The sequence below is a fragment of the Martelella sp. FOR1707 genome (assembly GCF_053484265.1).
Window position 1 is genome coordinate 744,609 of record NZ_JBAKFP010000002.1, and the last position, 20,187, is coordinate 764,795.

At 63.9% G+C, this 20,187-nt stretch carries 21 protein-coding genes; 11 read left to right on the forward strand and 10 right to left on the reverse strand.

Annotated features, from left to right (window positions below):
* Positions 1 to 130 precede the first annotated feature (130 nt).
* Complete coding sequence (locus V6765_RS07490; protein WP_448427485.1) at positions 131 to 799, forward strand: hypothetical protein; 669 nt, start codon at positions 131 to 133, stop codon at positions 797 to 799.
* 19 nt (positions 800 to 818) lie between these two features.
* Positions 819 to 1,304 (forward strand): N-acetyltransferase family protein, encoded by a 486-nt coding sequence (locus V6765_RS07495; RefSeq protein WP_448427486.1) that lies wholly within the window; start codon positions 819 to 821, stop codon positions 1,302 to 1,304.
* On the opposite strand, the gene V6765_RS07500 is transcribed toward V6765_RS07495, so the two are convergent.
* Positions 1,296 to 1,751 carry a nucleoside deaminase gene (locus V6765_RS07500; RefSeq protein WP_448427487.1) on the reverse strand — a complete coding sequence of 152 codons (456 nt, stop codon included), beginning with the start codon at positions 1,749 to 1,751 and terminating at the stop codon, positions 1,296 to 1,298. The genes V6765_RS07495 and V6765_RS07500 overlap by 9 nt on opposite strands.
* A gap of 69 nt (positions 1,752 to 1,820) precedes the next feature.
* Between V6765_RS07500 and V6765_RS07505 the strand changes: the two genes are divergently transcribed.
* Positions 1,821 to 3,389 carry a pseudouridine synthase gene (locus tag V6765_RS07505; RefSeq protein ID WP_448427488.1) on the forward strand — a complete coding sequence of 523 codons (1,569 nt, stop codon included), beginning with the start codon at positions 1,821 to 1,823 and terminating at the stop codon, positions 3,387 to 3,389.
* Positions 3,370 to 3,927 carry a 16S rRNA (guanine(966)-N(2))-methyltransferase RsmD gene (rsmD, locus tag V6765_RS07510; protein ID WP_448427489.1) on the forward strand — a complete coding sequence of 186 codons (558 nt, stop codon included), beginning with the start codon at positions 3,370 to 3,372 and terminating at the stop codon, positions 3,925 to 3,927. Before V6765_RS07505 ends, rsmD begins: the two co-directional genes overlap by 20 nt.
* 9 nt (positions 3,928 to 3,936) lie before the next feature.
* On the opposite strand, the gene V6765_RS07515 is transcribed toward rsmD, so the two are convergent.
* The 5 genes from V6765_RS07515 to hemP are packed head-to-tail and all read right to left on the reverse strand — an operon-like array spanning position 3,937 to position 7,941.
* Positions 3,937 to 4,719, reverse strand: coding sequence for a heme ABC transporter ATP-binding protein (locus V6765_RS07515; RefSeq protein WP_448427490.1), 783 nt, complete (start codon positions 4,717 to 4,719; stop codon positions 3,937 to 3,939).
* A gap of 2 nt (positions 4,720 to 4,721) precedes the next feature.
* Positions 4,722 to 5,807 carry a FecCD family ABC transporter permease gene (locus V6765_RS07520; protein ID WP_448427491.1) on the reverse strand — a complete coding sequence of 362 codons (1,086 nt, stop codon included), beginning with the start codon at positions 5,805 to 5,807 and terminating at the stop codon, positions 4,722 to 4,724.
* 6 nt (positions 5,808 to 5,813) lie between these two features.
* Positions 5,814 to 6,686, reverse strand: a complete 873-nt coding sequence (locus tag V6765_RS07525; protein ID WP_448427492.1) for a heme/hemin ABC transporter substrate-binding protein — start codon at positions 6,684 to 6,686, stop codon at positions 5,814 to 5,816.
* 8 nt (positions 6,687 to 6,694) lie between these two features.
* Entirely contained in the window at positions 6,695 to 7,765 is a 1,071-nt protein-coding gene (locus tag V6765_RS07530) for a hemin-degrading factor (RefSeq protein WP_448427493.1), read from the reverse strand.
* 2 nt (positions 7,766 to 7,767) lie between these two features.
* Positions 7,768 to 7,941 (reverse strand): hemin uptake protein HemP, encoded by a 174-nt coding sequence (gene hemP / locus V6765_RS07535; protein ID WP_448427494.1) that lies wholly within the window; start codon positions 7,939 to 7,941, stop codon positions 7,768 to 7,770.
* Between the two features lie 175 nt (positions 7,942 to 8,116).
* On the opposite strand from hemP, the gene V6765_RS07540 reads away from it, so the two are divergent.
* Both V6765_RS07540 and V6765_RS07545 read left to right on the forward strand, forming a co-directional pair.
* The gene (locus V6765_RS07540; protein ID WP_448427495.1) at positions 8,117 to 8,551 is read left to right on the forward strand and encodes a hypothetical protein; all 435 of its coding nucleotides are present in this window, start codon (positions 8,117 to 8,119) and stop codon (positions 8,549 to 8,551) included.
* A gap of 38 nt (positions 8,552 to 8,589) precedes the next feature.
* Entirely contained in the window at positions 8,590 to 10,119 is a 1,530-nt protein-coding gene (locus V6765_RS07545) for a TonB family protein (protein ID WP_448427496.1), read from the forward strand.
* Between the two features lie 15 nt (positions 10,120 to 10,134).
* On the opposite strand, the gene V6765_RS07550 is transcribed toward V6765_RS07545, so the two are convergent.
* Both V6765_RS07550 and rpsU read right to left on the reverse strand, forming a co-directional pair.
* A complete protein-coding gene (locus V6765_RS07550) occupies positions 10,135 to 11,010 on the reverse strand; it encodes a tetratricopeptide repeat protein (RefSeq protein WP_448427497.1) in 876 nt (291 codons plus the stop codon).
* Between the two features lie 177 nt (positions 11,011 to 11,187).
* Positions 11,188 to 11,400 carry a 30S ribosomal protein S21 gene (rpsU, locus tag V6765_RS07555; RefSeq protein WP_026173590.1) on the reverse strand — a complete coding sequence of 71 codons (213 nt, stop codon included), beginning with the start codon at positions 11,398 to 11,400 and terminating at the stop codon, positions 11,188 to 11,190.
* A gap of 348 nt (positions 11,401 to 11,748) precedes the next feature.
* On the opposite strand from rpsU, the gene V6765_RS07560 reads away from it, so the two are divergent.
* The 5 genes from V6765_RS07560 to V6765_RS07580 are packed head-to-tail and all read left to right on the forward strand — an operon-like array spanning position 11,749 to position 17,648.
* On the forward strand, positions 11,749 to 13,002 hold the full coding sequence (locus tag V6765_RS07560; protein WP_448427498.1) for a sarcosine oxidase subunit beta family protein: 1,254 nt from the start codon (positions 11,749 to 11,751) through the stop codon (positions 13,000 to 13,002).
* An 8-nt stretch (positions 13,003 to 13,010) separates the two neighbouring features.
* Positions 13,011 to 13,847, forward strand: coding sequence for an alpha/beta fold hydrolase (locus tag V6765_RS07565; RefSeq protein WP_448427499.1), 837 nt, complete (start codon positions 13,011 to 13,013; stop codon positions 13,845 to 13,847).
* Entirely contained in the window at positions 13,848 to 14,153 is a 306-nt protein-coding gene (locus tag V6765_RS07570) for a sarcosine oxidase subunit delta (protein WP_448427500.1), read from the forward strand. It begins immediately after the preceding gene.
* Positions 14,150 to 17,101 carry a sarcosine oxidase subunit alpha gene (locus V6765_RS07575; protein ID WP_448427501.1) on the forward strand — a complete coding sequence of 984 codons (2,952 nt, stop codon included), beginning with the start codon at positions 14,150 to 14,152 and terminating at the stop codon, positions 17,099 to 17,101. Before V6765_RS07570 ends, V6765_RS07575 begins: the two co-directional genes overlap by 4 nt.
* Complete coding sequence (locus tag V6765_RS07580; RefSeq protein ID WP_448427502.1) at positions 17,094 to 17,648, forward strand: sarcosine oxidase subunit gamma; 555 nt, start codon at positions 17,094 to 17,096, stop codon at positions 17,646 to 17,648. Before V6765_RS07575 ends, V6765_RS07580 begins: the two co-directional genes overlap by 8 nt.
* A 38-nt stretch (positions 17,649 to 17,686) precedes the next feature.
* On the opposite strand, the gene V6765_RS07585 is transcribed toward V6765_RS07580, so the two are convergent.
* On the reverse strand, positions 17,687 to 18,175 hold the full coding sequence (locus tag V6765_RS07585; RefSeq protein WP_448427503.1) for a MaoC family dehydratase: 489 nt from the start codon (positions 18,173 to 18,175) through the stop codon (positions 17,687 to 17,689).
* A gap of 29 nt (positions 18,176 to 18,204) precedes the next feature.
* A complete protein-coding gene (gene glgX / locus V6765_RS07590) occupies positions 18,205 to 20,187 on the reverse strand; it encodes a glycogen debranching protein GlgX (protein ID WP_448427504.1) in 1,983 nt (660 codons plus the stop codon).

Here is a 20,187-nt window from a genome sequence, read left to right on the forward strand (position 1 = left end):
TAGAAGCCGAATTGCGAAAACGGCGGTTCTGCGTTAGGAATGTCGCGGTTTCGCCGGATTCATCGCCACAGTGTGGCTGATGACCTGAATAACAAGAAGCGCCCCGGCGCGGAGGTTTGGTAGACAGCGCATGACATTCGTTATCCGTTCGATGAAGATCGCAATTGCCCTTGCGGGCGTGGCATCGCTTTCCGCCTGCCTTGGCGCGCCGACCTATGGCACCGGCAAGACCGCGACGACCCAGCTTGTGGAAGACCTCGGCGAGGCCGTGCTGGTGATCAATCCGGATCAGCCCGACATCGACTACCAGCCGCGTCCCGATCTCGTGAAGCCGACCAAGGGCACGAACATGGCCGCGCTTGCGCCGCCGCAGAAGTCGCTGGCCTCTGCGGAGAACCCCAACTGGGTCGAATCTCCGGAAGAGCAGCGCGACCGCCTCTATGAGGAAGCGGAAGAAAACAAGGACAACCCGTTCTATCGCTCGCCGCTTCTGGCCTCGGACAATCCGAGCCAGATGAGCGAGAAGGAACAGCTCGAGGCGTTCCGGAAGGCGAAGAAGGAAGCGACTACGATCGACATCACCCAGCGTCGCTATCTCATCGATCCGCCGCAGGAATACCGCATGCCGAGCGATCCGGCAGCGATGAACGATCTTGGCGAATCGGAGCGCACCAAGGAGCGCCGCCGCAAGAAGCTTGCCGAAGGCAAGGACCCGGACAAGTGCTTCCTGTTCTTCAACTGCAATAGCGGCGCGACCGACGACTTCCTGGAATCGTCGAAGAACGCCGGTCAGCAATAGTCTATAATTCGAGGATAATATGGGCTACGCCATTCGGCCGGCGACGCGAATCGACGCCGGCGCCATCTACCGTTTTGTGTGCGAACTCGCCGAATTCGAGAAGGCGCTCGATCAGGTCGAGACCAGCGCGGATGGGCTTGCCGAGGCGATCTTCGGTCAAGGCTCGGTCACCGGCGCGCTGATTGCCGAGGCCGATGGCGAACCGGTGGGTTTCGCGGTCTATTATTTCAGCTTCTCCACCTGGCAGGGCCGCAACGGCATCTACCTGGAAGACCTCTATGTGACGCCCGAGCATCGCGGCGCGGGCCTCGGCCGGGCGCTGATGAAGACGGTCGCGGAAATCGGCGTTGCCAAGAACTGCGGCCGCATGGAATGGAGCGTGCTCGACTGGAACGAGGGCGCGATCCGCGTTTATGACGGCATTGGCGGCAAGCCGCAGGACGAATGGATTCGCTACCGGCTGGAAGGCGAGACCCTGCGCAAGGTTGCGGACGGTTCAGTCTGAGCGCTTTTCGCTGAAGAACGAGCGCAACAGTTCCGCCGAACGGCTCTCGGAGAAACCGGAATAGACATCCGGCCGGTGGTGGCAGGTCGGCTGGTCGTAGAACCGGCCGCCATGATCCACACCGCCGCCCTTGGGGTCGGCCGCGCCATAGTAAAGCCGCTCGATCCGGGCAAAGGAGATCGCCGCCGCGCACATGGCACAGGGTTCCAGCGTGACGTAGAGATGCGCGCCGGGCAGGCGTTCCGAGTCGCGCTTGCGGCAGGCTTCGCGCAGGGCAAGGATCTCGGCATGTGCGGTGGGGTCGGCCATCTCGCGGGTGCGGTTGCCGGCGCTGGCGACGACCTGGCCATCGATCACGACGACCGCGCCGATCGGCACCTCGCCGCGCGCCGCCGCCGCTTCGGCCTCGGCGAGCGCCAATGCCATGAAATCACTGCCGACAGGCATTATCGTAACTTTCCTCTTAACGGCCTTGACCCGACCTGATAGAGGATCGGGACAAACAGGCAAAGCACAATGACCGAAAAAGACAAGTTTCCCAAACGCGGCACCAAACCTGCCGGCGGCAAATCGCCGCGCAAGGCTGATGCGCCCGCCGCTACCGGCGAGGAAAAGCAGGGCGAGCGCATCTCGAAAACCCTCGCCCGCGCCGGCGTCGCCTCCAGGCGCGATGCCGAGCGGATGATCCTCGAGGGCCGGGTGAAGGTCAACGGCAAGCTGCTGGAAACGCCCGCGCATAACGTCACCCTTGATGACAAGATCGAGGTCGATGGCGAAGAAATCCGGGGCATCGAGCGCACAAGGCTGTGGATCTACCACAAGCCCTCCGGCCTGGTGACCACCAATTCCGATCCCGAGGGCCGCCCGACCGTATTCGACAACCTGCCGGCCGAACTGCCACGGGTGATCTCGATCGGCCGTCTGGACATCAATACCGAGGGCCTGCTGCTGCTGACCAATGACGGCGGGTTGGCGCGGGTGCTGGAGCTGCCGGCCACCGGCTGGCTGCGTCGCTACCGCGTGCGCGCACACGGCAAGATCGAACAGGCCGATCTCGACAAGTTGAAGGACGGCATCGCCGTCGACGGCGTGCTCTACGGCGCGATCGATGCCACGCTCGATCGGGTCCAGGGCTCTAACGTCTGGATCACCATGGGCCTTCGCGAGGGCAAGAACCGCGAGATCAAGAACGTGCTCGGCGCGCTCGGCCTCGAGGTCGGCCGTCTGATCCGCATTTCCTACGGCCCCTTCCAGCTCGGCGAGATCGCCGAGGGCAATGTGATGGAAGTGCGCGGTCGCACGCTGCGCGACCAGCTCGGCCCCCGGCTGATCGAGGAGGCCGGCGCCAATTTCGACGCGCCGATCTATCATGACAAGCAGGGTGAGGACGAAGCGCCGAAATCCCGCGACAACTGGAAGCCCGACGCCGGCAAGCGCGAAGGCCAGGGCAAGCGTCGCGGCGACAAGCTGGATCGCGGCGAGCGCGCCGAGCGTGGCCGCGACCGTCTCGACACCAAGCGCAAGGGTGATGGCGAGAAGGTCTACAAGGATATCGAAACCCGCAGCCGCGCCACCAATGTGTGGATGGCGCCCGGCGCCCGTCCGCTCGGCCCCAAGGCCAAGAAGAAGGCCGAGGACAGGGCCAGGGAAGACGCCCGTCGCGATGCGAAGCGGGATGCGCGCCGCTCTGGTTCCGCCGAGGGTGATGCGCCGCGTGCGCGGGGACCGGCCGGCGGCAGGGGCAAGCCCGCTGCAAAGCCTGCCTCCAAGGGACCGCGCAAACCGCGTGAGGCCAGTGCTGAGGGTGCCGGCGAAGCCCGCCGTTTCGAAGGCCCCAAGCGGCCGCGCGGCGAAGGTCGTCCCGCCGGTGGCGACCGTCCTGCTGGCGGCAAGCGCTTCGACGGTCCGAAGCGGGATGCCTCGGCGCCACGCGCTGATCGTCCGACTGGCGAGAAGCGCGGCGGCCGCCCTGAAGGCGGCAAGCGTCCGGGCGGCGACAGGCCGCGTTCCGGCGGTTCACGGGATGGCGGGCCGCGCGGCGGTCCGGGCAAGGGGCCAAGAGGCAATGCGGATCGTCGGCGGTGAGTTTCGCGGGCGCGCACTCGCCACGCCGAAGTCCTCCGACATCAGGCCGACGACCGACCGCACCCGCGAGAGCCTTTTCAACATTTTAAGCCATGCTTATGCGGAAGCGCTTGACGGCGCGCGGATGATCGATCTGTTCGCGGGCACCGGCGCGATGGGGCTTGAGGCGCTGTCGCGCGGGGTCAAGGCGGTTCTGTTCGTTGAAAACAGCGTCGAGGGCAGGGGGTTGCTATGGTCCAATATCGAGGCGCTCGGCCTCGCCGGCCGCACCCGGATCATGCGCCGCGACGCCACGCGGCTCGGTCCCGCCAACCGCATCGAGCCCTATGATTTCCTGTTCGCCGACCCGCCCTATGGCAAGGGGCTTGGCGAAAAGGCGATGGCCGCGGCCCATGACGGCGGCTGGCTGAAGCCCGGCGCGCTGGCGATCCTGGAGGAACGCGCGGATGTATCGCCAATGGTTTCGGAGGTTTACCAGCCGCTGGAGACGCGCGAATTTGGTGACACGCGCATGCATTTCTACCGGTATCGCGCCTGATCGGCGGCTTCAGACCGCGCTGTGCGGCAGCACAAACGGCGTATCGTCCTTTGGCTTCTGGCTGACGGAAAGCCTTGTCGCGAACACGGCGTGGAGGTTGTCGTCGGTGATGGTATCCTTCGGGCTGCCCGCCGCGATCACCTGTCCCTCGCGCATCAGCACCACATGATCGGCAAACAGCGCCGTCAGGTTGAGGTCGTGCATGATCGCGATCACGCCGCCGCCGGCGCGGCAGAAATCGCGCGCAAGCCGCATGATCGCGAGCTGGTGCAGGATGTCGAGGCTTGCCACCGGTTCGTCCAGAAGCAGCCAGCGCGGCTTGCCGTGGGCGACCGGGGCTTCGATCTGGCACAGTACACGGGCAAGCTGGACGCGCTGTTGCTCGCCGCCGGAGAGTTCCTGATAGAAGCGGCCCTCGAAGCCGTGAAGGTCGACGGCGCCGAGCGCCTTTGCCATGGTCGCGCGATCGTCGGCGTGGTGGGCGCGGCCCGAAAGCCCCATGCGCAGCACCTCGGCGACGGTGAAGGGAAAGGCGAGGGTGGAGGATTGCGGCAATACGCCGCGCATCTGCGCCAGCCGCCAGGGGGCAAGGTTTGCCACCGCCTCGCCATTGATTTCGACGACGCCCTCATCGGGCGCAAGGTCGCCGGCGATTGCCTTCAGCGTTGTCGTCTTGCCGCAGCCGTTCGGGCCGCAGATCGCGGTAAGCGCGCCGGGAACGGCCCGAAGCGTGATGTCTTTCAGAACATGCCGTCCTGAAAGCGTGACATCCATATTGCGAATTTCGATCATCGTTACAGATTGAGCCGCGAGCGGTTTTTGAGGAGGATCCACAGGAAGAACGGCCCGCCGGCGATCGCCGTAATGATGCCGATTGGCAGTTCCGCGGGTGCTACGACCGTGCGGGCGAAGAGATCGGCGAGCACCAGCAGCGCGCCGCCGAGCAGTGCGGAGGCCGGCAGCAGATAGCGGTGGTCGGGGCCGATGACGAGCCTGAGCAGATGCGGCACGACGATGCCGACGAAACCGATGCCGCCCGAGACGGCGACGCCTGCGCCAGTGGCGGCAGCAACGGCGATGATGGTGGTGTTCTTCAGCCGCTGCACAGGGATGCCGATGTGGTAGGCGGTCGCCTCGCCAAGCGTGATGGCGTTCAGCCCCTTGGCCATGAAGGGCAGCACGGCAAAGGCCGCCAGCATGATCGGGCTGATCGCCGCGAGCTTGGTCCATGTCGCGCCGGCGAGCGAACCCATCGACCAGAAGGTGAGGTCGCGCAATTGCTGGTCGTTTGCGAGATAGACGAGAAATCCGGTGGCAGCGCCCGCCAGCGCCGACAGCGCGATGCCGGCAAGCAGCATGGTCGCGACCGATGTCTGGCCGTGGCTGGTAGAAATCCGGTAGAGCAGAAGCGTGGTGACCAGCCCGCCGAGAAAGGCGGCGGCGGGCAGGGCGTAGAAGCCGAGCAGGCCGTAGACCGGAGCGGCGATGGTGCCTCCGAGCACGATCATGATCACCGCGCCAAGTCCCGCGCCCGCCGAAACCCCGACAAGGCCGGGGTCCGCCAGCGGATTGCGGAACAGACCCTGCATCGCCGCGCCGCAGACGGCAAGCGAGGCGCCCACCAGAAAGCCCATGATCGCACGCGGCAGCCGGATGTCGAAGATGATGATCCGGTCGCGCGCAGCAAGCGCCGCGCTGTCGCCTGTGACGATGGCGCTCGCGACGTCAAAGAGCGAGGCGTCCGATGCGCCGTTGGCGACCGAGATGAGGATGGCAAGGCCTGAGACAACCACGAGCGCCGCGATCATCACGACCGCCAGGTCCGAGCGGTCTCCGCTATCGCGCCAGCGCGCGCCCGACAAGGCTTCGATCACTGTCATCGCCGCCTAGTCTCCGTAGATTTCCGCAGTCAGCGCGGCGAGATTTTCGGCAAAGCGCGGGCCGAAATTCAGCATGCCGACCGGATCGATCCGGTAGATCGTCATGGCCTCGCCGGCCGGCGTCAGCGACAGCGCCGGGTTGGCGGCAATATCGTCATTGGTCGGCGCGCGGTTGCCGGCGCTCTCGTCCATCAGGATGATGACGTCCGGCGCGGCCTTGATGATCGCCTCGTCCGACAACGCCTTGTAGCCCGGAAAATCGCCGACGGCATTGTCCAGGCCGGCGGCCTCGATCATGCCGTTGGCGGCCGTGCCGGTGCCCGAAGCCATCACCTTGCCGCCATTAAGGCTAAGGATGAACAGCGCGCTCTTGCGCTCATCCGCCGGCCTGTTTTCGTTTGCGGCAAGAATCGGATCGAGCTTGGCTGCGATGTCGGTGGCCAGCGTCTCCGCCTCGGCTTCTTTTCCGATCAGCGCCCCTACCATCTCGACCTTTTCAAGGATGCCGTCGCGGCTGTAATCCTCCGGGACGACCGCCATTTCGACCTCGGCCTGTTTCAGCACATCCATCGTTTCCGGCGGACCGGCGCCCTCGATCGTGATGATGGCGCTCGGGTCGATCGACAACACGCCCTCGGGTGAAAGCTGGCGCATGTAGCCGATATCGGGCTTGGCTGCTGCTTCGGGCGGATAGGCGCTGGTGGTGTCGCGACCGACGATGTTGTCGCCGGCGCCCAGCGCATAGATGATCTCCGTCACCGAACCGCCGATGGTGACGAGACGCGAGGTATCGGCAAGCGGCTCGGTCGCGCCGACGGATGTTGCGCCGACGAGAACCAGGAGGGCGGCGAGGGGGCGGGTCAGAAAATGTCCTGTCATCGGTATCCTCACGCTGCTGCCGTTTGCGCGTGGCGCGGCAGGCCCTCGGCAAGCGCGCGCCAGGCCGGGCGTTCGGCATAGCCTTCCAGCCGCTTGCCGAAGAACTGGATGATCAGCTCGCCATCCGCATTGAAGGCTTCGACCGAGGTCACATGGCCATCACTGGTGGGCTTGCGCACCAGCCAGGTCTCGGCGATCTGGTCGCGGCGCAGATGCAGGTGGAAGGTCGGGTCCATCACGTTGATCCAGGGGCCCATCTCGACGATGTTGGAGACCGGGCCGGAATGGATCTGCACGATGCCGTTGTTTGCGACGAACACCATCAGCGGCAGGTCCGGCGTCTCGGCGGCTGCGTGGAACATGGTGGCGACGGCGTCATCGGCAAGGCGATAGGCATAGTCGTCGCCAACGGTCGCGATTGCCGTCTGGCGGTGGACCTTCAGATCGTTCAGCATGCCGAAGAACTGGTGGGTATCGGTCAGCGCGGTCCAGCGGTCGCGCAGAAGTTCGACATCGACGGCATTCGCATCGCGGGCGTGGTCGGCGTCATGGGGCGCGAAGGCCTCGGTCAGGACGGTCTGGCTCTGGTCTTCCAGCCGGTATTTCTCGACGAAATCGCGATAGGCCTCGACATTGGACGCGGGGCGCAGGTGCAGCTTGAACACCGCAGTACCGGTCATGTCGAAATATTGCAGGCTCAGCTTTTCCGCGCCGTTGTCATCCGTCTTGGTCACGGCGAAGGCGTGGACCCAGCGGCTGGGGAAAATCCTGAGGTCGATGTTTTCGCCAAGAACGATCGCGGCCTTCTTGCCGTTCTTGATATTCTCGAAGACGCCGATCTTCTCGTGGACGGCGCTTTCATTGCGCGACAGCGCCATGATTTCCCCAAAGCTTTCCGCATGGTCGAGCAGGTGCGACGGCTCCGGCGCGATCCGGGTCGCGGTCAGGCCGACTTCGGCCGCCACAAGCGCCGCTTCGCTGATACCAAGTCGGGTCGCGATATCGCGCTCGCGCATTTTCGGGTTCTGGCTGCGGAATTCACGAATCTGTTCTGGTGTCGTCTCAGTCATGTCTCTCATGCCTACTTGTTCAGAATGAGTTTGCCTTGGCGGGTGATCTTCATGCGGTACTCGGCGCCCTGATGGCGGATGACGATTTCGTTCCGCCCCTGAAAGAGCGACTCGCTTTCCAGAACCGGCAAGCCGCGCGTTCCGGCTTTCGTGCCGGTCTTTGCTGGTTCCTTGTCGTGATTCATTGGTAAGCTGCCTGCATCCGTCTATACTTGATTCTGAAAATCATGTTTTATAAGTTGACTCTATTAATCACCTTTGTCTATCCACGCAATAGACGTTTTGCCTGTTGAGGGATAGGATTGTGGCCGATCGCGATATGCCCCTGAGGGCCTTTTCAAATTCCGGAGATTCCTGACGATGAGATTATCGATTTGCGCAACCGCCCTCGTTTTCGCCCTGTCGCAGCCGGTTCTGGCGCAGGAAGCGGCCGGTGAAGCGCCGGCGGCCGATGCGAGCGGACTTTCGATTTCGCTGAACACGCTCGAGACCACCGACAATGGCTGCAAGCTGACATTCCTGGTGGAAAACGATCTGCCCGAGACGATCGAAAGCCTTCAGGCCGAAGTCGCGCTGTTCGACAGCGAAGGCGTCGTCGACCGGCTGACCATGCTCGATTTCCTGACCCTTCCGGCCGGAAAGAAGCGCGTGCGCCAGTTCGAACTGCCCGGCGAAAGCTGTGACGCGCTCGGCGGGCTGCTGTTGAACGACATCAAGGTCTGCGATGCCGAGGGCGTGGATTGCGTGAGCGCGCTCGAAACCGGTTCGAAGGCGGGTATTCCCTTCGACGGCTGAGGCCGGCCAGCGCATAATTGAGTGGACACTAGCTCCCGATGATGAATGACCAGGCCATGTTTGCGATGGGCTTGCCGGGCGGCACGCGCGAGCGTCTTGACGATGACGCGCTCGATGATGCTGTCGTGCGGGAGGACAGCCCGTTTGGCGCGGCGGCACCCGAGATCGCCCCCGAAATCGGCATTGCGCCTGCGTCGGACGTCGACCTTGATAAGGTGGTGTTCGAACTGAAGGCGGCGGCAAGCGCGGCCAGCTCCGCCCGGAAAGTGGAGTCCGCCGAAAGGGACGAAGAGGCCGCTGCCGAAGAACTGCCACTGGAGAATGCCGAGCTCGGCTTTGTTCCTCAGGCAGGGTTTCTCGACAGGGGCAGCGTGCGGGCGGGCAAACGCCTTTCCGCGGCGACGCTGGTGTCGCTGTTGATCCATTCCGCCGCTTTTGCCTTCGCGCTCCATGTTGCCCGCGTCCTGCCGGAAGCGCCCATGGAAGAAGGCAACACCGTCGTCAGCGTGATCATGGTCGGGAACGGCGATGTGGATGCCGCCGCAAGCGGCGCGGAGCCGACCATGGTTACGGCCGAGCCGGTACCGGTGGAAACCGCGACCGCTGTCGAGGCCGAGCCGCTGGAGGCCACCGCGGCCGAGCCGCTTCCGCCTCAGCCACCCGCCCCCGTTGAACAGGCCGCGCCGACGCCCGTCGAGACGCTTGCCGCACCGGAGGCCGAGACCGCAGCGCCGGTCACTGCCGAACCGGTTGTCGCCCCACCGAGTGTCCCGGCGGTTCTCGCCGCAGCGCCAACCACGGCGCTTGCGCCCTCGATGGTTCAGCCCGCGCCGCCGATTGTCGAACAGGCCCTCTCACCCGCAGAAACGCCCGCGGCCGCGCCCGTTGTCGCCGAAGCCCTGCCGCCGCAGGAGACGCCGGTCAATGCGCCGGCTGAAGCGGCTGAGCCGCTGGCGGCGCAGACCGCGCCGGCCGAAACCATCAAGGCGCAGGAGGATGATCCGGAGCTGGCCTATGACATCGATGCGCCCGTGCCCGCGCCATCGCCGTGGAAGACGGAGCCGTTGCCCGCAGATCAGGTGGCCACCCGCAAGGCTGCGGAGCGCGCCAAACCGAAACCGGTTGAACAGCGGCAGGTCGTCAAGCGGTCTTCGGCCGGTTCCTCCGGTCAATCGAATCGGGATGCGCGCAAGGGCGTCGCTTCGGGCACGGCCAACACCGGCGCGAGCCAGGCGGCCGAGGCGCGGGCCGGCAACAGCGGAAACGGCGAGGCGGAGATGGCCAATTATGCCGGCAGGCTCAGGGCCAAGCTGCGCCGCTCCGTGGCCTCGGAACGCTATTACCGCGGCGTGGGAAGGCTGCAGTCGACCGTTGTCGTCAATGTGAGGCTGAACCGCTCCGGCGCCATTGCCGGACTGTCGCTGGCAAGATCATCGGGCAACGGCCAGGTCGATGCGATCGTGTTGCAGCGCGCCCGCGCCGCCGGACCCTTCGGCGCGTTCCCGGCGAGCTATCGCGGCGCAAGCCACAATTTTTCCCTGCCGATCCAGCTTAACCTTGGCCGCTGAGGCAAGGATACCGTCTTACGAACCGATGGTGCGCTGAAGGCCCTGGATGGCCGGCAGATAATTGGGGTCGAGCTGCTTGGCCTTCTGATAATAGGAGGCCGCCTTGGTGAAATCGCCCTGGCGCTCAAGCACGAGTCCGATATTGGCCCAGCTTTCGGCGACCGATTGATCGAGCGCCAGCGCCTTGTCGAAATCGGCGCGGGCGTTCTGGTCGTCGTTCAGAGCGAGATAGGAAACGCCTCGGCCGTTATAGGGCTGCGGTGATTTCGGCGACAGCGAGATCGCCTTGGAAAAATCGGCGATCGCCAGTTCCTGCTGGCCGCGCTTCTGGTAGATCAGACCGCGACTATGATAGGCGCGCGGATCGGTCGTGTTGAGCTGGATGGCGCGGGTGTAGTCGTTGAACGCGTCGTCGAGCTGGCCCGATTCGCGGTAGAGATTGCCGCGGCCGATATAGGCGACATCGTAATTGCTGTTGATCTGTAGCGCGCGGTTATAGTCGTTGAGCGCGTCCATCTGCCGGCCGAGGCTGCGTTCGATCAGCGCGCGGTTGGCATAGGCCTGATAGTAATTCGGATTGAGCGCGATCGCCTGGTTGAAATCCTCGATCGCCTTGCGGTCTTCGCCGGCGCGGCCATAGGCGGCGCCGCGCACATTGTAGGCGCCGGGATCGTTGGGGTTGGATGCGATCACGTTCGAAAGGGAGGCGATGTTCTGCTCGGATCCCTGGGCGGCATCGATGGCGAGCACGTTCTGGTTCATGACCTGGCCGGTCTGGCAACCGGCTAGCAGGCCCACCGTGCCTGCCAACACGATATACCGGGCAAATCGCAGCTTGCCTGCCGTGAACGAGCCGCCCGAGAGCGCGCTGGTGATCTTCGTCATATCCATCCCCAATAATTGCATGCCTTTTGCGACAACAGCCGGCGGGAAGTTTTTGTTCCCCTTCCGGTTTTGAAAAGGGCGTCCCCACAATCTACATGATCGAGGTTAAAATTCTGCCAAATAAAAAGGCGGGAACATGTGCTCCCGCCCTAAGAACGCATCAATGTGCTGAAAAAGCGACAATCAGCGAGAAACCAGACCTTCGCGAACGGCGCGCTTGCGAGCCAGCTTGCGAACGCGGCGGATGGCTTCCGCCTTTTCGCGCGCACGCTTCTGCGAGGGCTTTTCGTAATGGTCGCGCATCTTCATTTCGCGGAAGATGCCTTCGCGCTGCATTTTCTTCTTCAGAGCGCGGAGGGCCTGGTCAACATTGTTGTCGCGGACAAGTACTTGCACGTGTATCCCGTTCCTTGGTCGTTGGTGTCTGAGCCTGGCAAATACTTGCACGTTCAGGCATTGATTGGTCTTAAGGCGGCACAATCCGCCCATATCTGGCGTCGCGATTAACAGATCGCGGCCGATAAGTCCAGCCCTTACGGTAAGACAAGGGCTGGCAGAGCGAAAAATCCGGGCTTCGATTGACAGGATTCGCCGCCAAAGGCAATCCTTTTCGCAAGATCACGCCACCGAAATTACAATGTCGAAGGCGGGTCGCAAAAGCGTCGCAAAAAGGACGTTGCCTCGTATTTCGATTTGCGATTGGTATAGTCGCAACGACGCCGCCGAACCCCGATGGAGCCAACAATGCGCAAATATTCCGTTTTCGCTCTCGCGCGCGAGGCCATGCGCCATCACAAGGGCTGGGAAAAGCACTGGACCTCGCCGGAGCCGAAAAGCGAGTATGACGTCATCATCATCGGCGGCGGCGGTCATGGCATGGGCGCGGCCTATTACCTCGCCAAGGAACACGGCATCACCAATATCGCGGTGATCGAAAAGGGCTGGGTCGGCGGCGGCAATACCGGCCGCAACACCACGATCGTGCGCTCCAACTATCTCTATGATGAGAGCATGGATATCTACGAGCATTCGCTCAAGATGTGGGAAGGCCTGTCGCTCGACCTGAACTACAACGTCATGTTCTCGCCGCGCGGCGTGATGATGCTGTCGCATAATGAACATGACCGCCAGTCGTTCAAGCGCCATGTCCACGCCAACCGGCTCTACGGCATCGACAATGAATGGCTGACGCCGGTGCAAGCAAAGGACTACTGCCCGCCGCTCGATATCTCGGCTTCCGCGCGCTACCCGGTCAATGGCGCGGCCTTGCAGCGCCGCGCCGGCACGGCCCGTCATGATGCCGTCGTATGGGGCTATGGCCGCGCGGCGTCGGATCGCGGCGTCCACATCATCCAGAACTGCGAGGTCAAGGCGATCCGCCGGGGCGCGGACGGCGCGGTGACGGGGGTCGAGACCAATCGCGGCTTCATCGGCGCGAAGAAGATCGGCGTCTCCGCCTCGGGCCACAATTCGGTGGTGATGGCGATGGCCGATGTCCGCCTGCCGCTCGAAAGCCAGCCGCTGCAGGCGCTGGTGTCGGAACCGCTGAAGCCGATCTTCCCCTGCGTGGTGATGTCGAATTCGGTCCACGCCTATATCTCCCAGTCCGACAAGGGCGAACTTGTGATTGGCGCCGGCACGGACCAGTATAATTCCTATTCCCAGACTGGCGGGCTGCAGATCATCACCCATACGCTGGACGCCATCTGCGAACTGTTTCCGATCTTCCGCCGGGTCAAGATGATGCGCCAGTGGGGCGGCATCACCGACAACACGCCGGACCGTTCGCCGATCCAGAGCGTCACACCGGTGCCGAACCTGTTCGTCAATTGCGGCTGGGGCACGGGCGGCTTCAAGGCGACGCCGGGTTCGGCGCATCTCTTCGCCCATCTCATCGCCAAGGGCGAGCCGCATAAGCTCGCCGCTGGCCTCACGCTCGAGCGCTACAATACCGGCCGGCTGATCGACGAAGCGGCCGCTGCCGCCGTCGCGCACTAGGAAAAGCCATGCTCTGGAACGTCAACAGGAAATGCGAGACCAGCGCCGGCATTGTGGCCTGGGGCAGCGCTGGCAAGGGGCCGCCGCTGGTGCTTGCCCATGGCTGGCCGTGGTCGTCGTTTTCCTGGCACCGCATCTTGCTGACGCTGTCGCATGCCTATACCGTCTACTGGTACGACATGCCGGGCTTCGGCCGCTCCGCCAAGGATGCCGGACAGGCTACCGGGCTTGATGTTCAGGGCCGGGTGTTCAAGGAGATGGTCGACTATTGGATGCTCGACGCGCCGCATGTGCTGGCCCATGATTTCGGCGGCGCGGTGACGCTGCGCGCCCATCTGCTTCATGATGTCGCCTATTCGAGCCTGACGCTGATGAATGTCGTCGCGCTGAGCCCATGGGGCTCCGAATTCTTCGACCATGTCGGCCGTCACGTCGATGCCTTCCAGCCGCTGCCGCCGCATATTCATGCGGCGATCGTGGAAGCCTATATCAAGGGTGCGCTGGTCAACGAGATCGATGCCACCGATCTGCGCGAACTGGTCAGCCCCTGGCTCACGCCGGAGGGTCACCAGAGCTTCTACCGCCAGTTCGCCCAAGCCGACGACGCCTTCACCGATGAATTCGCCGAGAAGCTGAAGGAGATCACCTGCCCGGTCACCATCCTCTGGGGCGAGCGCGATCCCTGGATCCCGATCGAGCGCGGCCATCTTCTGGCGGGCCGGATTGGCGTCCCGCTTCATCCGCTTGCGGGCGCGGGTCACTTGCCGCAGCTGGAAGCGCCGCGCGATCTCATCGACCTGATTATCTCTATTCCCGACGCCTTGCCCGAACTGGAGGGAAACTGAATGTTGCTGATTTACTGTCCCTATTGCGAGGAAGCGCGCAGCGAGCTGGAGTTTTCCGGCGCGGGCGAGGCGCATATCGCGCGGCCTGACAATATGGCCGACCTCTCCGATGCGGATTTCGCCAACTATTTCTTCATGCGCACCAATCCCAAGGGGCTGCATTTCGAGCGCTGGCGCCATTCCCATGGCTGCGGCCGGTTCTTCAACGCCGCCCGCGACACCGTTTCCGACCGGTTCCTGAAAACCTACAAGACCGGCGAGCCGAAGCCCGATCCGGCCGAACTCGGCATGGGAGAAGGCAAATGAGCGGCGCATTCCGGATTGCCGATAAGGGCCGGCTGACGCCCGCGAAAACCGTGCGCTTCACTTTCGACGGCAAGACCTACACGGCGCTGGAGGGCGATACGCTGGCCTCGGCGCTGCTGGCCCACGGCGTGCATCTCGTCGGCCGGTCGTACAAATATCACCGTCCGCGCGGCTTCCTGACGGCGGGTTCCGAGGAGCCGAACGCGCTGTTCGATATCGCCCGTGACAGCGCCCGCCGCCAGCCCAATGTGCGTGGGCCAGTGCAGGAAGTCTTCGACGGCATGAAAGCGGGCTCGCAGAACCGCTGGCCGTCGCTTTCCTTCGATGTCGGCGCGATCAACGATATCGTCTCGCCGATGCTGATCGCAGGTTTCTACTACAAGACCTTCATGTGGCCGTTCAGCGCCTGGCACAAGCTCTATGAGCCCGCGATCCGCAAGGCCGCCGGTCTCGGCGTCGCGCCGACGGAAGAGGACCCGGACAGCTATGCCAGCCGCTATGTCCATTGCGACATGCTGGTGGTCGGCGCGGGGCTTGCGGGTCTGACGGCGGCGCTTTCGGCCGCGCGGGCCGGCAAAGACGTCATCATCTGCGACGAGAAGCCGGAGCCGGGCGGCGCGCTGCAATATGAGAGCGGCACCACTGTCGACGGCAAGCCCGGCTATGACTGGGCGGTCGAGACGGCAGCCGAACTTTCGGCCATGGACAATGTCCGCTACCTGCCGCGCACCACGGCCTTCGGCTACTACAACCACAATTTCCTCGGCCTGTGCGAGCGGCTGACCGACCATCTGCCAAATGCGAAGGCGGATGGTCCGCGCGAGCGGCTGTGGCAGGTCAGGGCCGAACAGGTGGTGCTGGCCACCGGCGCGATTGAGCGCCCGATGGTGTTTCCCGACAATGACCGTCCGGGCATCATGCTGGCCTCGGCCGCGCGCAGCTATCTCAATCATTACGGCGTCACGGTCGGCTCCAAGGTCGGCGTCTATTGCGCCCATGATTCAGCCTATGAGGCGGCCTTTGATCTCGCCCGCGCGGGCGTAAAGGTGGTTGCCATCATCGATAGCCGGCCCGAGCCCGGACCGGGCCTCGCCGAAGAGGCGAAGGCGCTTGGGATCACGCTCCATACCGGCCACGGGGTCATCGGCACCAAGGGCAGGCTCCGGGTCAAGTCCATGCGGGTCAAGGGCGGCGGCAAGCCGCGCGATTACGATATCGACGCGCTGATCACCTCGGCCGGCTGGACTCCCTCGGTGCATCTGTTCTCCCAATCGCGCGGCAAGCTCGCCTTCGATGCGGAAAACGAACGCTTCCTGCCGAGCGTCTATGCCCAGAACGCGGTCTCGGTCGGCACCTGTAACGGAACCGATGCCGTGAACGATCTCGTTGCCGAGGCCGCAGCGGCGGGCGGCGGTTTCGCCGAGATCGCGGCCGCGACCGAACATGTCTGGACCGGCGGCATGCTGGGCGAAAGCGATGATGCCGAGCCCTACGCCAAGGCGTTCATCGATTATCAGCACGATGTCTGCGCCAAGGATATCCGTCAGGCCGTGCATGAGGGCATGGCCTCGATCGAGCATATCAAGCGCTTCACCACCAACGGCATGGCGTCGGACCAGGGCAAGCTTTCCAACATGCACGGTCTGGCGATCGCGGCTGAAATGCTGGACCGGCCGATCCCGCAGGTCGGCCTCACCACCTTCCGCCAGCCGTTCACGCCGGTCACCTTCGGCACGCTGATCAACCATTCGCGCAACGAGCTGTTCGATCCGGCGCGCAAGACACCGATCAATGCCTGGGCGGAAGCGCAGGGCGCTCCGTTCGAGGATGTCGGCAACTGGAAGCGCGCCTGGTATTTCCCACGCGCCGGCGAGACCAAGCATGACGCGGTCAACCGCGAATGCCGCACCGTGCGCGAATCCGCCGGCGTTTTCGACGCCTCCACGCTCGGCAAGATCGAGGTCGTGGGTCCGGATGCCGAGGCCTTCATGAACCTCATGTATTCCAACGCCTGGTCGACGCTGAAGCCCGGCAAATGCCGCTACGGGCTGATGCTGCGCGAGGACGGTTATATCTACGATGACGGCGTGGTCGGCAGGCTGGCGCAGGACCGCTTCCATGTGACCACCACGACCGGCGGCGCGCCGCGGGTGCTGAACCTGATGGAGGATTATCTCCAGACCGAGTTTCCGCATCTGAAGGTCTGGCTGACATCGACCACAGAACAATGGGCGGTGATCGCGGTGCAGGGGCCGAAGGCGCGCGAGATCATCGCGCCCTTTGTCGAGGGCGTGGATATTTCCAACGAAGCCTTTCCGCATATGAGCCTTGCCGAATGCACGGTCTGCGGGGTTCCATCGCGGCTGTTCCGGGTGTCGTTCACCGGCGAGCTCGGCTACGAGATCAACGTGCCCGCCGATTACGGGCTTGCGGTCTGGGAAGCGGTGTTTGAACGTGCTGAAACCTTCGGGGCCTGCGCTTATGGCACCGAGACCATGCATGTGCTGCGCGCCGAAAAGGGCTATATCGTCGTCGGTCAGGACACCGACGGCACGGTGACGCCCTATGATGTCGGCATGGGCTGGGCAGTCTCGAAGAAGAAGCCGGACTTCGTCGGCATGCGCGGCCTCAAACGGCCGGATCTCGTTGCCGAAGGACGCAAGCAGCTCGTCGGCCTGATGGTCAAGAACAATCCCCGGCTGGTGCTGGAGGAGGGTGCGCATGTGGTCGCCGATCCGAATGCGCCCAAGCCGGTGCCGATGCTCGGCCATGTCACCTCGGCCTACTGGTCGGAGGCGCTGCAGAATGGCATCGCCATGGCCTTGGTCAAAAACGGCCACGCGCTGAAGGGCCAGACGCTCTACGTGCCGATGCCGGAGCGCACCATCGCCGTCGAGGTGGTCGACACCGTTTTCTATGATCCTGAAGGAGCGCGCATCAATGGCTGAGCAATTCACAGCGGAACGCGACCTGCCGCTTGCCGGCGCCTATGGCGGCTCGGGCCTTGCCCGGCTGGTGGTGGCGCGCCCTGCCACCCGGCTTTCGCTCAGGGCCGGCGAGGACGCGATCCCCGGTCTCAACGGCATGCTGGAACTCGACCTGCCGGTGAAGCCGCTGACTTCGTCGGGCGGGGAGGGGCGCTACGCCTTCTGGCTCGGGCCCGACGAGTGGCTGGTGATCGACGAATACGAGGACGACCTCGCCGGCCGGCTCGGCCCGGCAGCGGGACCCTATTCGGCGGTCGATGTCTCCCACCGCAATATCGCGATCATGGTCGACGGGCCGGGCGCTGCCGCAACGCTGAACGCGGCCTGCCCGCTTGATCTGAGGCTCGAAAGCTTCCCGGTCGGAAAGGTCGCGCGCACGGTGCTCGGCAAGGCGGAGATCATCCTCTACCGCAAGGAAGAACAGACCTTCCGCGTCGAATGCTGGCGCTCGTTCGCGCCTTACGTCTTCGGTCTGCTCGATCAGGGGGCGAAGGACGCGGCCTATTGAGATCGCTTTTCAGCGATTAAAAGGCGCGCCGACATCGCTCACACAGTTTCCGGCCGATCTTCCGCGGCGAACTGGACCAGCGTGATCCATTCGGCCGACAGCGCCGGCTTGCGTTCGCCCTCGATCTCGACGGTGACGGCGTAGTTGATTGCGAGCAGTTCCGCGCCCCGGAAACGGGCATCCTTCAGCACGAAGCGGCCGCGAACCTTGGCGCCGCTTTTCACAGGCGCCATGAAGCGCACCTTGTCGAAGCCGAAATTGATGCCCATGGTCTGCTCGCGGATACGCGGCGCGCAATCGTAGTTCATCGCCGAAAGCAGGGAGAGCGTAAGAAACCCGTGCGCGATCGTACCGCCGAAAGGGGTTTCGTTGCGGGCTCGCTCCGGATCGGTGTGGATGAACTGGTGATCGAGCGTGGCATCGGCGAAGGTGTCGATCATCGATTGATCGACCGTGAACCAGCGCGACAGGCCGACTTCCTGTCCGATCAGTCCCTTGACGTCACCCAGAGAAATTTCGAGAACCATCGGGCCTTCTTTCGTCGCCTGAGGAGCGGTCAATGCGTCTCTCCTTCGTTAAGTCTCTCGGCATAGAGCGATACCGAGCGGGGTGCAAGCGCGATCTCGACGGCGCCTTCGCTTTGGCCGGCAAGGCTGTGCCAGCCGTCTTCGTGGGTCTCGGGCAGCAGGAACACGGCTTCCTCATGGCCACGATTGATGAGCACGGCAAGGCGCGTGGGGTGGCCGGTCGTGGTCTCTGTGGTCGAAAGCACCATGCTGAGGCACTGGCATTCCGGGCACTCCCAGTCGGCGACGTCCATGACCTTGCCATCGGGCCTGAGCCACAAAACGTCGTCGTCTGTGAAGAAATCCGTTTGCGAGAACACCGCGAAGCGCTTGCGCAGCGCTGAGAGCTCGGCGGTGTGGGCCACCAGTTTCTCGTCCATATGCGCCCAGTCCAGCCAGGTGATCTCGTTGTCCTGGCAATAGGCGTTGTTGTTGCCCTTCTGGCTGCAACCGCCCTCGTCGCCGGCCTTCAGCATGATCGCGCCTCGGCTGACGAACAGCGTGGCGAGAAGGGCGCGCAGATCCTGCCGGCGCCGGTTGTTGACCAGTTCGTTGTCGGTCTCGCCCTCGACGCCGTTGTTCCAGGAATAGTTCTCGTCGTGACCATCGCGGTTGTGCTCGCCGTTATCGGCATTGTGCTTGTGCACATAGGCCGTCAGGTCATAAAGCGAGAAGCCGTCATGGGCGGCGATGAAATTCACCGAGCGCGTGCTGTTCTGGCCGTTTGTCGAAAATATGTGCGAGGAGCCGGACAGCGCGTCGGCAAGCAGGCCGGTCATGGACGGATCGCCGCGCCAGAATTTGCGGATGTCGTCGCGGGTGTTGTCGTTCCATTCCAGAAAGGGCGGCGGGAAATTGCCGAGCTGGTAGCCGCCGGGGCCGATATCCCAAGGCTCCGCGATCATCGTCCGGTCTTTCAGAACGGGATCGTTGAGGATGGCGTGAAGCGTCTCGGAATCGGTAACGAAGCCCTCATACCGGCGGCCCAGCACCGGTGCCAGATCGAAGCGGAAGCCGTCGATCCCGGCCTGGGTCACGAAATGGCGCAGACTGTCGACGATATACTGGCGCACCATCGGATGGTCGCAGGCAATGGTATTGCCACAGCCGGTGTCGTTGATCAGCACGGAAGGGTCGTCATGGGCGAGCCGGTAATAGGTAGCGTTGTCGAGCCCGCGAAAGCTCACAATCCCGCCGAACGGGTCGCTCTCTCCGCTGTGGTTGAATACCAGATCGAGAATGACGCCGATGCCGGCCTGATGGAGGGCCTTCACCGCTTCCCGAAGCTCAACAATACCGCCCGGGCAGATGCGCGGCTCCAGCGCCATGAAGGTGACGGGATTGTAGCCCCAGGCATTGGTGAGGCCGAGCGGCTGCAGGTGGCGCTCGTCCATCCAGGCTGTCACCGGCAGAAGCTCGATGGCGTCGACGCCGAGTTTCTTCAGGTGATCGAGCACCGCCGGGTGGCCAAGGGCGGCCACCGTGCCCCGTATCGGCTTCGGCACGTCGGGATGGAGCATGGTGAGCGCGCGCACACCCGCCTCGTAGATCAGTCCGCCATCGGGAAAATCGACATGACCGATGTCCTCCGCGCTGTCGGCGACGACGATGCTCTTCGGCACCATGTCGGCGGTGTCGACGCCGAATTCGCTGAGATCGGGATCGAACCGGTAGGACCGGTCGATCTCGCGGGCATAGGGGTCGGTGAGCAATTTCGACGGGTCGGACCATAGCCCGTTCATCGGATCCCATTCGCCGAAAGCGCGGTAGCCGTAGCGCTGTCCGGGCTTGATCCCGTCCACCATCAGGCGGAACAGATTGCCGCCCGCATGCGCCATCGGCAGCTTCGCGGTCTGAGCGCCGGCCTTGTCGAACAGGCATAATTCCATGCCGGTGGCGGCTTCCGAGTAGACGGAAAATTCCACGCCCCGGTCCAGAATGCGGACGCCGGGCTTTTTCGAAGGCTCGGACAT